Raw genomic sequence first — 13,871 nt, 5'->3', positions numbered from 1 at the left:
GTAACAAACTTGAGGGAGGTAAAAGTTGTGAGCTCATACACACAGAAAAAGGGCTTTGGAGCAACTGTCTGGGACTACATTACAACTGTTGACCATAAAAAGTTAGCAGTAATGTATTTATTAGCCGGTACACTGTTCTTTGCTATCGCTGGTTTTGAAGCGTTATTAATGCGTATTCAATTAATGAAACCAAATAACGACTTCGTATCAGCTGGTTTTTTCAATGAATTATTAACAATGCACGGAACAACGATGTTATTCCTAGCTGCGACTCCATTACTATTCGCATTTATGAACATGCTTGTACCATTACAAATTGGTGCGCGTGACGTAGCATTCCCGTTCCTTAACTCTTTAGGGTTCTGGTTATTCTTCCTAGGTGCAGTATTCCTTCACCTATCATTCTTTATGGGTGGCGCTCCTGATGCGGGCTGGACATCTTATGCATCATTATCTTTATATTCTCCTGGACATGGTATTGACTTCTATGTTCTCGGTTTACAAATATCAGGTGCAGGTACGTTAATTTCAGGTCTTAACTTTATCGTTACGATTATTACAATGCGTGCTCCAGGTATGACATTTATGCGTATGCCATTATTCACTTGGACTTCTCTAGTATCAAGTGCATTAATCCTATTCGCATTCCCTCCATTAACAATTGGTTTATTAATGATGTTATTTGACCGTATGTTCGGTGGTAACTTCTTTGACCACTTAATGGGTGGTAACACAATTATTTGGGAACACCTATTCTGGATCTTCGGACACCCAGAAGTTTATATCTTAGTATTACCAGCGTTCGGTTTATTCTCTGAGATTATTCCAGCGTTCTCTCGTAAACGTTTATTCGGATACTCTTCAATGGTATTCGCAACAATTTTAATCGGTTTCTTAGGGTTCATGGTTTGGGCTCACCACATGTTTACAGTTGGTCTTGGGCCAACAGCTAACGCAATCTTTGCTGTTGCAACAATGGCGATTGCGGTTCCGACAGGTATGAAAGTATTCAACTGGATCTTAACTATTTGGGGCGGATCTATTAAAGTTACAACACCAATGCTTTATGCACTTGGTTTCATCCCGTCATTCGTTGCGGGTGGTGTTACAGGGGTAATGCAAGCATCTGCACCTCTTGACTACCAATTACACGATTCTTACTTTATCGTTGCTCACTTCCACTACGTAATCGTTGGTGGTATCGTAACAGCGTTATTTGGTTCAGCGCACTTCTACTGGCCAATTTTCTTCAACCGTATGTTAAACGAAACACTTGGTAAAATTACTTTCTGGGTATTCTTTATCGGATTCCATTTAACGTTCTTCGTTCAACACTTCTTAGGTTTAATGGGTATGCCACGTCGCGTATTCACTTACATGGAAGGTCAAGGTTGGGATCAGTTTAACTATATCTCTACAATCGGTGCATTAATGATGGGTGTAGGGGTTATCTTAATGGTAATCAACTGCTTAATGTCAATCAAAGGCAAACCAGCAGGTCGCGATCCATGGGGCGATGGACGTACTTTAGAATGGTCAATTCCACAACCAATCCCATTCTATAACTTCCGTCAAACACCTCTTGTTCGTGGTTTAGATCCTTGGTGGATTGAAAAGCAAGAAGGTAATAAAGAAGTTACATTTGCTGAGCCAATCGGTGATATTCATATGCCGAACAACTCAGCTATCCCATTTGTTATTTCTATGGGTTTGTTTATCGCGGCATTCGGTGCTCTTTACAACCCAGATGCAGATAAACCATGGTCAATTTATATTTTAATTGCTGGTCTTGCAATTACATTTGGTGCTATGATTTTCCGTTCTGTTAAGGACGATCACGGCTTCCACTTACACAAAGAAGAAATTCTTGAAATTGAAGAACATCTTTACGGCAAAGGAGGAAATAAATAATGGATTTCAATACTAAATTTACTCCTCATACTTGGCCAGATCATCCTGAACAAGCGACGATGGAAGGGAAAAATAAAGTTGTTGGTTTCTGGATTTTCCTTGCCTGTGAAGTTGTACTTTTCGCAAGTTTATTCGCTACTTACCTAGCGCTTAAGAACAAAGGGCCAGCTGGCATGGAGTTCACAACACAAGATTTATTTGAATTACCTTTAGCTTTCGCTATGACGATGTTATTATTAACATCTTCACTAACGTCTGTTTATGCCATTTACCATATGCGTAACTTTAACTTTAAGGCTATGCAAACTTGGCTTGGTATAACATTACTTTTAGGTCTTGGATTCTTAGGTCTTGAAATTTATGAATTCAATCATTATGTAGGTCTTGGTTTTACATTTGACCAATCTGCATTCTCAACTGCGTTTTATTCATTAGTTGGTACACATGGTTTCCACGTAACATTAGGTCTTGTGTGGATTGCTACGTTAATGCTTCGTAATGCTAAACGTGGTCTTAACTTATACAATGCACCTAAATTCTTCGTGGCTGCATTATACTGGCACTTTATCGACGTAGTTTGGGTATTCATCTTTACAGTAGTTTACTTGATGGGAGTGATCGGATAATATGTCATCACACGATACACCTATAGTTGCTAAGTCACAGGCACAATACGAGTATGATCGTCATCATAATGCCGTTCATATGCGTAAACAAGTAATTAATTTTGCGATGATGATTTTCTTTACGTTTATCGCATTCGCAGTAGTTGCAGCTGATTTTTCTAAATACTTAATATTACCGCTTATTTTATTGCTTGCTGGAGTTCAAGTTGTTCTTCAACTTTACTCTTTCATGCACTTAGAAGACAAAAAAACACACTTCGGTGGTGTAATTGGCTTCTTCATGTGGATGGGTATTTTAATCGCATTTACATTCTTCTTAGCATTTTTAACAATCATTTGGTGGTAATCATCAAAAAAAGCACGTTCTCTACTTACTGTAGGAACGTGCTTTTCTTTTTGGGTTCTGCTAAAAAGTTAAATGGATGAAGAGTAATAATTAGTGGTAGATAGAAAAACCTAACACTGCTTTCATATGAGCTTAAAACGTTGTTTAAAAATGCTAAACATGTACACCTTGATTTCTTTTGTATGGGGTTAAGCACTTTATTATTTTGAGCAGAGGCACCTTACCTTATATAAAAAGACGACAAGCAAATAAAAATGTACATTTCTGTGCGGACATTTATACTTTAATTAAAGTTTTCATTTTATACAAGTTGATTGGAGTGGAGACTGGGCGACTCCTTGGGGATCAGCGATATAGAGGAACGAAGGCTAAAAACATCACGTCCTGTGATAACGCCTTCGTGACCAACATCGTGCTGCTGTCGCTACGTTGCACTCACGCTTTCGCGCAAAAGACATCTGTTGGCCCGAGACCCTGCAGAGAAGCGAAGCGGCTCATCGGGCGCCCCCAGGAAGCTCTGCTCTGCGCGAAAGCGAAGCGTCAGCGGCAAAGCGCCCAGTCGGAACGGAAATCAACCCTGCGCTATGTTGATAGCCACGAGAAATAAGATATTCTTCAGGATGATTTATAGTTTTTAACATTTTTTCAATAGATGAACTAGCTTGTATGAGTAATATATTGTGGTTAGTAATTTGTTCACCTTTCGTTCATTGCAGAATGTTTGTAAGCGTTCTATAATAGGGATACTGAAGTTAAAGGAGTGCGTTTTGTATGCCACTTAGTATATTTGGTTTCCAAGCTTTATGGAGCCCATACTTAATAGGGGTTCTTGTATTTATAACAGTCATCTATTTTCTAGTCACAACAAAGTGGCGCAAGGATTTTAAAGTAAGTGAGCCTTTGAAAAAAGGAGAGGCTATTTATTTTGTACTGGCGATGGTAACGATATATATTATTAAAGGATCTCCAATAGATTTAATGGCGCACATTATGTTTACAATGCATATGGTGCAAATGGCTATTTTATTGTTACTTGTACCGATTTTCTTAATTAAGGGGATTCCTTGGTGGGTATGGAAAGTTGCGATTGAAGCACCAGTTGTTAGATCTTTATTTAAAGTATTTACATTTCCCGTCGCTGCAGTATTTGTGTTTATTGGTCTATTTTCTTTCTATCACTTACCTGCAGTGCTAGACTACATTAAATTAAACGAAACTCTACATGGTACATATACATTTGTATTATTTGTTTCTGCTGTCTTAATGTACTGGCCTTTGATTCAAAAGATGCCAAATCAACCACAAATGAAGCCTTTGCATAAATTAGCCTATATCATTGCGAATGCGGTATTAATTACACCTGCGTGTGCGTTAATTATTTTTGCGCCAAACGCTATGTATGAAACATATACAAATGGTGAAGCATGGCTAAAAGCAATGGAACTTTGTGTACCAGTGGCCACACTTTCTAGCTTATCTCTTTCAGGGCCAGAGCTCTTTACAAATATGACACCTGTTGCTGATCAGCAACTAGGCGGCGTTTTAATGAAGATTTTACAAGAGATTATTTTTGGGGTATTACTAGGGGCGATTTTCCTTAATTGGTATCGTGCAGAACAAAAGGATCCGGATAAAATTACTGCCGATGCTTTAAAAGAGCATCAAAAGAAATGGGAAAGCCAGCAGCAACATTAATTGTAAAATAAAGAAATTTAACTTCTTTCAACAGGTGTCCAAATACCTGTACCTGTCGCTACGCTTTCGGTACAAAAGATACTTGCTGAAATAGAGGAACTCAGTCTAAGAGCGCCACATCCTGTGGCAACGACTGAATGACCAACATCGTGTTGGCCTAGAGCCTCCGGCGGATGCCACGGAATCGGAAAGGAGTTCTTAGGGGATGTTAGCCTAAAAACATCGCATCCATGCAATAACGGCTAACTGACCTGCATCGGTAAAAACGCCACGTCCTGTGGCATTACCGAAATGATCGACATCGTGTCGGCCCTCATGCAGGCCTAAGCACAAAGCCGATTCCGGACGTAATTATGCCGGGGCATAATTGATTTTAAAGTATAAGGGGTTTTGTCAATGGAATTGCAAATTTTGCCTACTATAAGTACATCATTCATTGTTATTAGTGCTGTACTTGTAGCTATTGGTTGGGGCTTAATTATAAAAAGAAAAGTTGAGGCACATAAAAAAGTAATGCTTGCAGCAGGTGTCGCAGCACTTATCTTCTTTATTATTTATGCTTCACGTACAATCTTTATTGGTAACACAGCGTTTGGTGGCGGAGAAGATTTAAAACCATATTATACGTTCTTCTTAATTTTCCACATTACGCTTGCAACAACTGGAGCAGTATTTGGGATTGTTAGTATCATCTCTGGTTTGAAAACGAATCTTAAGCTTCACCGTCGTATTGGACCGATTACAAGTATTATTTGGTTCTTCGTAGCTATTACCGGAGTTCTCGTTTACCTGTTACTTTATATTTTATTTGAGCCAGGTGAAACAACATCTGTCATTAAAGCTATTTTAGGCTTTTAACTTCTTTCAGCTGGTGTCATTGTGCTGAAGCATAATTGATCAAAAAGATCTCCCTCCTTTTTATTTTTGAGAAGGAGGGAGATTTTTTATGGATGTTTGATTAAATAGGGATATGACAACAACAAAGAGTAAAGGGCCGATTAAAATACCAACAAATCCAAACATTTCAAAACCGATATACATTGCAATAAAGGTTGTGAGTGAGGAGAGTCCAACTTTATTTCCAATCACTCTAGGTTCAATCATACGTCGAACTAAAAATAGTGCGATTGTTAATACGACTAGCATAACAGCAAAAATATAATCACCTGTAAAGGCTTTGTATAGTGCCCAAGGAAGAAGCAAAATGAATGAGTCTAAAAAAGGAACGAAGTCTAAAATGACTAGCAAGAGTGATAAAACGAGTGGGAATGGAGTTTTAAGAAAATAAAAAGTCCCAAAAGATATAGCTAAAATACAAATACCAACAAAAAATTGTGCTTTCATAAAACCAAATAAAGCAAGTTTCACACGCTGTCCAATAAATAGAATTTTTTGTTGATAGTGAAACGAAATAGGTGCTAACATTTTCCGGTTAATATTCGGTAGTTCTAAAAGAAACATATATAACACAATCCAATAAACAAAAATATCAAACAAACGAGAAGTAATATACGTAAGTAAAGATGACCAAACATTCACATTTGTTAAAGAAAGAGCATATTTCTCAATTGAAGAAAGAACTTGTGTTATCATAAGTTGAATTTGTATAACAAGATCTAAGGGCAAACGATGCGTGTAGTTGGAGAGCTTGGATTGCATTTGAATCCATATTGCTGAGAGCTGATTGAGGTACTCTGGAATATCAATGATAAATATTGAAAATTGTTTCCAGCTTATAAATATGATGAGAATACATAATAATAATGTCACAATTGAAAAGATCATAAAAAAAATGGATGCGACTATTTTTCGTTTTTTTCGGAACCGTTTACTAATTCGTATGATGACAGGTTCCAATAATAATGCAGTTACGTAGGCAAGCAGTATAGGTAATGACAGGGATATAAACCAGAGAATTGCAATTCCAGCCGCTATAACGATTATCGGATGGCGAAAAAAAGGGCTTTTTAAAAATTGTAACATTTATCTCACCTACATCATGTAAAAGATATAGTTAGTATGAGAAGAAAAAAATTTTTTACTCAAAATAAAAAAGACTGGACCACCAGTCTTTTCAGTTTAGCTATTGCACTGCATGCTATTGCCGTTACTGTTACCTGATAAAAAATAAAATGATTTCGATGTTTAATCGACATATATGCACCGTGAAATAACTATCTAAAATTACGCACGAATTTCAAAAGCTTGTAAGTCTAATTTAACCTTTTTTAAGATTTCTTCACATTTTTTTACAAGATGAGCTGGATAAACTTCATCATCACCATACTCAACACCGTGTGGATAGTAGTACTTACCAAGTACTGGTTTCATTAATGTTAAGATTGCATCGTGTGCACCAACATCACCTGATTTAGCATATGAGAATACACGTAGGTAATAACGTCCCTCACGAGTATCGAAACGCTTATCAAATGTCATACGTTCGTAGTCCCAGCCGCCATCACATTCTAAACCGTTTTTTTTCATGACGCTTACAATAAGTTCTTGATCAGCTGTTAAATTTTCAAGGTTAGTATTTTCAAAATACATCTCTAATCCTCCTTTAGGTTCTCGTACAAAGTATACGCTCATTTTTATAATAGAGCATATTCGACATTGTTGCAATGACAACATTGTGTCAACACAACTACAATTGATATAATAGTTTTAGAATAATCGTGATAAGAAGGAGTCATGTATGAAAGCTTTATTTCGCATTTTTATGGCATGTGCTGCAATTGCGTTGATTGGCTTTATGTTTTTTAATACACCACGTGAAAACGAGCCGCTAAAAGGCCCGAATGCCAATTCAAATATCATTCCCAAAACCGAGTTAACGCAACCTGAAATGGGGGCAATGCCACGTCCGGAAAGCGGGATGTCGACATTAATCGGGAAAGAAATAAAGGCAGTTTCAGATAAATATGGTGAACCAGTGCGAAAGGAACCATCGTCCTTTGGCTATGATTGGTGGATCTACAATGCAAGTCCTTCCAAATTTTTTATGGTAGGCGTTGAAAATAATGTGGTGACACAAGTTTATCTAGCTGGTGAAGATTTAGATGCTTCTCCTTTTAAGGTTGGTCAGAAGCGTGATGATATATACCGAATGACTATCATTGATTACGAAGTAACCGCGAATGTTGGTAAAAATATTTTCTCTTTCTCGATGAGTGAAGAAGATATGCAGACACGGTTGCTTGTAAAATTCGATGGGCTGTTTGCACAACTCTATCTCGATAGAGAAACGAGTGAGCTACAAGGCATACGCTTTACTAATAGTAAAACTCTTGTTCTTCATCAACCTTATGAAATGACTTATCAAGGCGAGCTAGTTATACCAACACCACCTTCTTCCTTTTTACAGAAGGAAATTAATGAAGCAAGTGCTGCGCAACTTGACGATTTAATAAATGTAGCAAGAGTTCAACATGATTTATCTCCATTAAATATTGATGAATCAATAGAAGAAGTTGCAAATATGCATAGTGAAGATATGAAGGTTCAAAATTTCGTTGGTCATGAATCACCAACAAATGGAGATTTAAAAAAGAGATTAGAAACACAGGGTATCGAATATAGTGAGGCAAATGAAAATCTTGCGACTGATTATTTTGATGCTATCGAAGCAATGCATGGCTGGCTTAATTCATCTGAGCACCGAAAAATCATTTTAAATGATTTATATACTACAGTGGGATCTGGAGTCTTTTTAAACTATTATACGCAAATATTGTTAGAATCTTCTTCACAGGAGCTGGATAGTGAGAATAAAGACTCTGAGGAACCAGTAGAAAATATTGATGAATCATCACCTTGAAGAGAAACTTAACCTGTGGAGTTTTTCTTCACCTCACTGATTAGTAGTTTTCAATAATCAAGCGTTTACGGGAAGTGAATCTTGTTCCGCTTTCGGTACATCTAAAATGCTGGAATATATAGAAATCAAAGACTGAAAATACACTTGGCAAAATCAAGTGTATCTTCAGTCTTTTCAGTTAGACGAAAAAGAGAAGCACAATAACCAACTACAATTTTCGTCACACCATTATATACGCCGTCATATGCTAGAGAACCGAAAGGGGGAATGAAGCTTGCAATTAGCTGAGCTATTAAAAGACTGGCCGTGTAGTGTAACTGGAGGATCTATTCGTACAGATATTACAGGCGTTGAGGATTATGCTCAGGCAGTAAAACCTGGGGATATTTTCATTGTACGTAAAGGTAAGAAAACATCGGGAAGTCGTTTTGTAAAAGAAGCATTAGCTCGGGGAGCTGCCGCTATAGTATCAGAGGAAAGTATTTCAATACCTATTACTGATCAAAGTATTCCTTTTGTTTGGGTTCCGAATACATCCTTATTTTTATCGTATGCGAGTGCAAAGCTTTCAGCCTTTCCAGCGGAAGCATTAACAGTCATTGCGGTTACGGGTACGAATGGTAAAACAACAGTGAGTCATTTTGTGAGCCAATTGCTAAGAGCTCTACATAAAAACGTCGCGGTTATTGGAACTGTAGGATTTTTCATCAATGAACAGAAACAACAAACAGTGCATGAGCAATTAACTACATTACAGGCAAAAGAGTTGCATCCGATTTTAAAGCAATGTGTACGAAATGGTGTTACACATGTTGTTTTAGAAGCTTCGTCAATGGGGTTACAGCAACATAGGCTTGATCATTGTGATATCGATTGTGGTGTTTTTTTAAATTTAACGGAGGACCATTTAGAAGATCATGGAGGACTTGAAGCGTATAAGCGGGCGAAAAAAAGGTTGGCAGATTTGTCAAAAAAGCTTGTGCTAAATGGGGATGATAATTTTTGCCGTTCCGTTGGTATTTATGATAAGAAAAAATCCTGCTCATTCGGGTTTGATAATCATAATGATTTACATATCCAAATTGTTAGTGAATCAATTGGAAAAACGGTGCTTTGTTTACAAACGTCCTCGAGCGAACATATCGTGGAAATTCCTTTTAACGGAAAATATCATGTGCAAAATGCTGTAGCTGCGTTAATGACTTTATGGCGGCTAGGTTTTTCAATTGAAGATCTAGCGGAGCATATGTGGTTGTTAAGGCTACCAGAAGGAAGGCTTGAGAAAATAGACAATCCATTTGGGGTTGACGTGTATGTAGATTATGCTCATACGGCCGAGGCATTACAGGCTGTTTTGCAAACTTTGGATCGTTCTAAAAACCTTTACCTTGTATTTAGCTGTGGGGGGAATCGAGATAAGGCGAAACGTTTTGCGATGGGAGCGGTAGCTAGTAAGTATGCGGATGTCATTTTTTTAACAACGGATAATCCACGTGATGAGGACCCTATTTTAATTAATGAAAGTATTATTGCTGGTTTTACTGAGCAGCAATATTATGAAATCTATTTAGATCGAAAAGTTGCTATTCATCAAGCGCTAGCAAAGGCAGAAAAAGGCGATATTGTACTTGTTGCCGGAAAAGGGCATGAACAAACCCAACAAATAAAAAATCAAAAATTCCCTTTTTCCGATCAACAATGTATTCGAGATTACTTTTTAAATCTTATGTCTAAGGACGGCGTTGAATAACAAAGAAAGATCCAGTCGCAATAGCAAGTCTTCGTCCAGTCTCATCCTCGATATCGCATTCCATCACAAGTGTCTGGCGCCCTTTATGGACGAAACGCCCACGAGCGATTAGTTCCTTGTTCGTTGTTGTAGCAATATAAGAGATATTCATATTTGTTGTGACAACATTAAAGCCTTCTGGCACTGAACGCGAAGCAAGTCCGCCCATTGCTGCATCTGCAATTGTTGCAATAATCCCACCGTGTGGTACCTTAATAGTATTATGGATAACAGGTGTAATGGGAATACGAACTTCACTAACTTCGGATTCAAATTTGCCTACCATATGTAAGGCAGCATTAATATAACGTCGATGAATACCTTGTTGTTTATCGCGAAGTCCAGACAATAAATGTAGTAAGACTTCCTCATCTTCAGGCGTGCTATGTTGTAAAATCTCTGCAAGTAATTGTTCTATTTGTTCTTTAGATGATGGTACCAATTTAAAAACTCCTCCATTTAAAAATATCAATAATGTAAAATTACCATAAAATCTGTTATGATGGAAAAGAGATTGGGGGAATTAAAAATGATGATGACCTCTGACTGGGCAATCATTTTGGATGAGGCCGATGCGCTTTGTGAGATGATTCTTTCCTCTGAGCCTGCGAAAGCGCTGCAACAAGCTTATGATGATGTGTATAGCGACGTCCAAATAGTGGAAGCTATTTACGCTTTCAATCGCATGAAAGAGCAGTACGAAGATGTACAACGTTTCGGAAAATATCATCCGGATTATCATACAATTATGAAATCGATTCGTCAGCAAAAGCGCGCACTCGATTTAAATGAAAAGGTTTCGGCATTGAAACTTGCTGAGAACGATTTTCAAGATTTGCTTGACCAAATAAGCTTACTTATAGGAAAAACTGTTTCTGAAGCGGTAAAAGTTCCTGTAAGTAATCCGTTCTTTGCATCAGGTTCTTCATGTGGTGGAGGATGTGGCTCAGGCGGTTCATGCTCATGCTCTGCTTAACACAAGGTAATGCTTTTTAATAGACTATATACAAAACTCGATTGAGTTTGTATATAGTTTTTTTATTACTATATTATGTTGTAGCGACAGCAACATACATCAGGATGAAATTGCTGAATAAAAATAAAAATTGTATAGTAATTGAATAGGTGATAGAGAAAGTAAAGGAGGATAAATGGATGAAGACTTATCGAATTGCCGTTATACCAGGAGATGGGATTGGTAAAGAGGTTGTACCTGCGGCGATAGAAGTGCTTAATAAAGCTGCTCAACTAGATGGCAGCTTTCAGTTTGAATGGACAACATTCCCATGGGGGTGTGATTATTATTTAGAGACAGGTAAAATGATGCCTGATAATGGTATTGAAATTTTAAAAGGTTATGATCAAATCTTTTTAGGTGCCGTAGGTATGCCCGATTTAGTACCAGATCACATTTCATTATGGGGACTACTTATTAAAATCCGCCGTGAGATGAAACAATCTATTAATGTGCGTCCGGCAAAGCTACTTCAAGGTTTGCCTTCACCTTTACGTAACCCAAATGGCTTTGATTTTGTAGTTGTACGTGAAAACTCAGAAGGAGAGTATGCTGAGAGTGGTGGCAGAATACATAGTGGACAAGATGAAGTTGCTATCCAAAATGCTATTTTCACGAGGAAGGGAACAGAGCGGGCAATGCGATATGCATTTGAAATGGCGAAAACTCGACGCCAGCATGTTACAAGTGCCACAAAATCTAACGGAATTACGTATAGTATGCCTTTTTGGGATGAAGTATTTGCAGAAGTAGGTAAAGATTATGAGGACATAGGCCAAGTATCTAATCATATTGATGCTTTAGCTGCTTTTTTAGTGATGAAGCCAGAAAACTTTGATGTAATTGTTGCATCGAATTTATTTGGGGATATTTTAACCGACTTAGGTGGTGCAATTATGGGCAGCATCGGAATTGCGCCAGCTGCAAATTTAAATATAGAACGACAATATCCATCCATGTTTGAACCAGTTCATGGCTCAGCTCCTGATATTGCAGGACTAGGAATCGCAAATCCGCTTGGACAAATTTGGACAGGAAAAATGATGCTTGATTTCTTAGGCTATCATGAGGTTGGTACAAAAGTGCTGAATGCGATGGAAGCAACATTAGCGCAAGGTGTTAAAACAGGTGATTTGGGAGGAAAAGCAACATTACGTGATGTAACGGATGCGGTATTACATCATTTACAATGAAGTGAAATTTAAAAAGTCATGACCAAAAGTAGTGGGGGACATTTGTTAAAACGTATGCCATTCATCCTCATTCCGTAAAAACTCTTACTTTTGAGGGGGGATAAGTTGATCTCCGTTACGACTGGGCGGCTCCTCGGGGATTAGCAATAGAGGAACAAAGGCTAAAAGCATCACATCCTGTGATAACGCCTTCGTGACCAACATCCTGCTGCTGCCGCTACGCTAGCACTACGCTTTCGCGCAAAAAACATCTGTTGGCCCAAGCGGCTCATCGGACGCCCCCAGGAAGCTCTGCTCTGCGCGAAAGCGAAACGACAGCAACAACGAATGTTTTCTGTGCGAAAGCGAGGCGACAGCAACAACAAATGTTTTATCTGTGCGAAAGCGAAGCGACAGCAACAAAGCGCCCAGTCGGAACGGAGATTAACCACACGTTATGGTAATGATAGAACTTTAAACAGTGGGGTTTTCATCAGTTCGACTGTTTATTGATCTTTGCTAAAACTTACTAAAAAATCTAAGGGGTGTAGGGTCACATGATCAAGTTTTTTCAGTATAACTGGCAAGTAAGAGACGAATGGTTCGAGTGGTGTAATCAGCTAAGTATAGAGGAATTATTGAAAAAGCGAAGTGGTGGAGTAGGTAGTATTCTATATACACTATTTCATATTATTGAAGTTGAATATAGCTGGATTCGCGGCATTATGGGAGAAAGAGACATAATATTCGATTTTGATGAATATAGAACGCTTGAAAAAGTAAAAAATCTCTCAATTGAATTACAAGAAGAAATTATTGAATTTTTGAAGCATAATGAAAATTTAAGCGATGAAATCGTAAAGGTTTCTTGGGATACAAATACTTATACAAAAAATGATATTTTACACCATACTATTGCACATGAAATTCATCATATAGGGCAGCTTTCTGTGTGGGCGAGACAATTAAATTTATCCCCGGTACCTGCTAATTTTATAAGAAGAAAATATTAAAAGGTAAGGGCTATAACAAGTAGCCCTTACCCATCAATGTGTTAACCTAATGGAACTTAAGCTCCATTCCATGGTTCTTATTTTTGTAGTAATTCCACAGCAATATCAGGTCGATCTGTAACAATACCTTTTGCACCATTGTGAATTAATTTATTCATTGTTGGAGCGTCATTGATCGTCCAATAATGAACAGGGATATTTAAATTGCTTAAAAACTGGATAAACTTCGGAGAATCTAAGTTAATTACTCCTGATTTAGGTGGTATTTGGAATACATCTACCTTTGGATGATATAAATGTCCGAACTGGCTTGAAAAAGAAGCGAATGCTTTACGAACATCTGATTCGCCTGCACCTAGTGCTACTTGATTTTGAGCATATAAATTAAAGCGATCGATCTGTTCGCCGTAGAAGCTTGTAACAACTACTCGATTCTCAGCACCAAGCTCTTCAATTAAACGCCATAGTTTAGATGGCATTAAAC

At 37.8% G+C, this 13,871-nt stretch carries 14 protein-coding genes; 10 read left to right on the top strand and 4 right to left on the bottom strand.

Annotated features, from left to right (window positions below; all coding sequences use genetic code 11):
• The first annotated feature begins 27 nt into the window (after positions 1–27).
• The 5 genes from ctaD (at position 28) to AC3WSK_RS01705 (ending at position 5,436) form a co-directional block, all read left to right on the top strand.
• Positions 28–1,911 (top strand): cytochrome c oxidase subunit I, encoded by a 1,884-nt coding sequence (gene ctaD, locus AC3WSK_RS01725; RefSeq protein ID WP_079559736.1) that lies wholly within the window; start codon positions 28–30, stop codon positions 1,909–1,911.
• Entirely contained in the window at positions 1,911–2,537 is a 627-nt protein-coding gene (locus AC3WSK_RS01720; RefSeq protein WP_079559737.1) for a cytochrome c oxidase subunit 3, read from the top strand. Before ctaD ends, AC3WSK_RS01720 begins: the two co-directional genes overlap by 1 nt.
• A gap of 1 nt (position 2,538) precedes the next feature.
• Positions 2,539–2,883 (top strand): cytochrome C oxidase subunit IV family protein, encoded by a 345-nt coding sequence (locus AC3WSK_RS01715; protein WP_079559738.1) that lies wholly within the window; start codon positions 2,539–2,541, stop codon positions 2,881–2,883.
• 771 nt (positions 2,884–3,654) lie between these two features.
• The gene (ctaG, locus tag AC3WSK_RS01710; RefSeq protein ID WP_079559739.1) at positions 3,655–4,578 is read left to right on the top strand and encodes a cytochrome c oxidase assembly factor CtaG; all 924 of its coding nucleotides are present in this window, start codon (positions 3,655–3,657) and stop codon (positions 4,576–4,578) included.
• A gap of 396 nt (positions 4,579–4,974) precedes the next feature.
• Positions 4,975–5,436: a DUF420 domain-containing protein gene (locus AC3WSK_RS01705; protein ID WP_079559740.1), complete on the top strand. Its 462-nt coding sequence runs from the start codon at positions 4,975–4,977 to the stop codon at positions 5,434–5,436.
• A gap of 60 nt (positions 5,437–5,496) precedes the next feature.
• Here AC3WSK_RS01705 and ytvI read toward each other — a convergent pair whose 3' ends face one another.
• Both ytvI and AC3WSK_RS01695 read right to left on the bottom strand, forming a co-directional pair.
• Complete coding sequence (gene ytvI, locus AC3WSK_RS01700; protein ID WP_079559741.1) at positions 5,497–6,561, bottom strand: sporulation integral membrane protein YtvI; 1,065 nt, start codon at positions 6,559–6,561, stop codon at positions 5,497–5,499.
• A gap of 201 nt (positions 6,562–6,762) precedes the next feature.
• Positions 6,763–7,128 carry a YugN family protein gene (locus tag AC3WSK_RS01695; RefSeq protein ID WP_079559742.1) on the bottom strand — a complete coding sequence of 122 codons (366 nt, stop codon included), beginning with the start codon at positions 7,126–7,128 and terminating at the stop codon, positions 6,763–6,765.
• A gap of 148 nt (positions 7,129–7,276) precedes the next feature.
• Between AC3WSK_RS01695 and AC3WSK_RS01690 the strand changes: the two genes are divergently transcribed.
• Entirely contained in the window at positions 7,277–8,398 is a 1,122-nt protein-coding gene (locus AC3WSK_RS01690; RefSeq protein ID WP_079559743.1) for a CAP domain-containing protein, read from the top strand.
• A 274-nt stretch (positions 8,399–8,672) separates the two neighbouring features.
• Positions 8,673–10,148, top strand: coding sequence for a UDP-N-acetylmuramoyl-L-alanyl-D-glutamate--2,6-diaminopimelate ligase (locus AC3WSK_RS01685; RefSeq protein WP_492411566.1), 1,476 nt, complete (start codon positions 8,673–8,675; stop codon positions 10,146–10,148).
• On the opposite strand, the gene AC3WSK_RS01680 is transcribed toward AC3WSK_RS01685, so the two are convergent.
• Positions 10,129–10,629: a PaaI family thioesterase gene (locus AC3WSK_RS01680; RefSeq protein ID WP_079559745.1), complete on the bottom strand. Its 501-nt coding sequence runs from the start codon at positions 10,627–10,629 to the stop codon at positions 10,129–10,131. The two genes, AC3WSK_RS01685 and AC3WSK_RS01680, sit on opposite strands and share 20 nt — an antisense overlap.
• 87 nt (positions 10,630–10,716) lie before the next feature.
• Between AC3WSK_RS01680 and AC3WSK_RS01675 the strand changes: the two genes are divergently transcribed.
• The 3 genes from AC3WSK_RS01675 (at position 10,717) to AC3WSK_RS01665 (ending at position 13,387) form a co-directional block, all read left to right on the top strand.
• Positions 10,717–11,163, top strand: a complete 447-nt coding sequence (locus AC3WSK_RS01675; protein ID WP_079559746.1) for a YlbF/YmcA family competence regulator — start codon at positions 10,717–10,719, stop codon at positions 11,161–11,163.
• 179 nt (positions 11,164–11,342) lie between these two features.
• Positions 11,343–12,395, top strand: coding sequence for a tartrate dehydrogenase (locus AC3WSK_RS01670; RefSeq protein ID WP_427482087.1), 1,053 nt, complete (start codon positions 11,343–11,345; stop codon positions 12,393–12,395).
• A 536-nt stretch (positions 12,396–12,931) separates the two neighbouring features.
• Entirely contained in the window at positions 12,932–13,387 is a 456-nt protein-coding gene (locus AC3WSK_RS01665) for a DinB family protein (RefSeq protein WP_079559748.1), read from the top strand.
• Between the two features lie 77 nt (positions 13,388–13,464).
• On the opposite strand, the gene AC3WSK_RS01660 is transcribed toward AC3WSK_RS01665, so the two are convergent.
• The coding region (locus tag AC3WSK_RS01660) for a glycerophosphodiester phosphodiesterase family protein (protein ID WP_492534766.1) at positions 13,465–13,871 on the bottom strand (407 nt) is incomplete at its 5' end.

The sequence above is a fragment of the Lysinibacillus sp. EB271-A1-10B genome (genome assembly GCF_058791335.1).
This window is presented reverse-complemented; position numbering and strand designations above follow the sequence as displayed.

What these genes read in the sequence shown, in the direction of transcription:
- AC3WSK_RS01720 (WP_079559737.1), top strand. Translation starts at nt 1,911, where the DNA reads ATGGATTTCAATACTAAATTTACTCCTCATACTTGGCCAGATCATCCT.
- AC3WSK_RS01715 (WP_079559738.1), top strand. Translation starts at nt 2,539, where the DNA reads ATGTCATCACACGATACACCTATAGTTGCTAAGTCACAGGCACAATAC.
- ctaG (WP_079559739.1), top strand. Translation starts at nt 3,655, where the DNA reads ATGCCACTTAGTATATTTGGTTTCCAAGCTTTATGGAGCCCATACTTA.
- AC3WSK_RS01705 (WP_079559740.1), top strand. Translation starts at nt 4,975, where the DNA reads ATGGAATTGCAAATTTTGCCTACTATAAGTACATCATTCATTGTTATT.
- ytvI (WP_079559741.1), bottom strand. Translation starts at nt 6,561, where the DNA reads ATGTTACAATTTTTAAAAAGCCCTTTTTTTCGCCATCCGATAATCGTT.
- AC3WSK_RS01695 (WP_079559742.1), bottom strand. Translation starts at nt 7,128, where the DNA reads ATGTATTTTGAAAATACTAACCTTGAAAATTTAACAGCTGATCAAGAA.
- AC3WSK_RS01690 (WP_079559743.1), top strand. Translation starts at nt 7,277, where the DNA reads ATGAAAGCTTTATTTCGCATTTTTATGGCATGTGCTGCAATTGCGTTG.
- AC3WSK_RS01675 (WP_079559746.1), top strand. Translation starts at nt 10,717, where the DNA reads ATGATGATGACCTCTGACTGGGCAATCATTTTGGATGAGGCCGATGCG.
- AC3WSK_RS01670 (WP_427482087.1), top strand. Translation starts at nt 11,343, where the DNA reads ATGAAGACTTATCGAATTGCCGTTATACCAGGAGATGGGATTGGTAAA.
- AC3WSK_RS01665 (WP_079559748.1), top strand. Translation starts at nt 12,932, where the DNA reads ATGATCAAGTTTTTTCAGTATAACTGGCAAGTAAGAGACGAATGGTTC.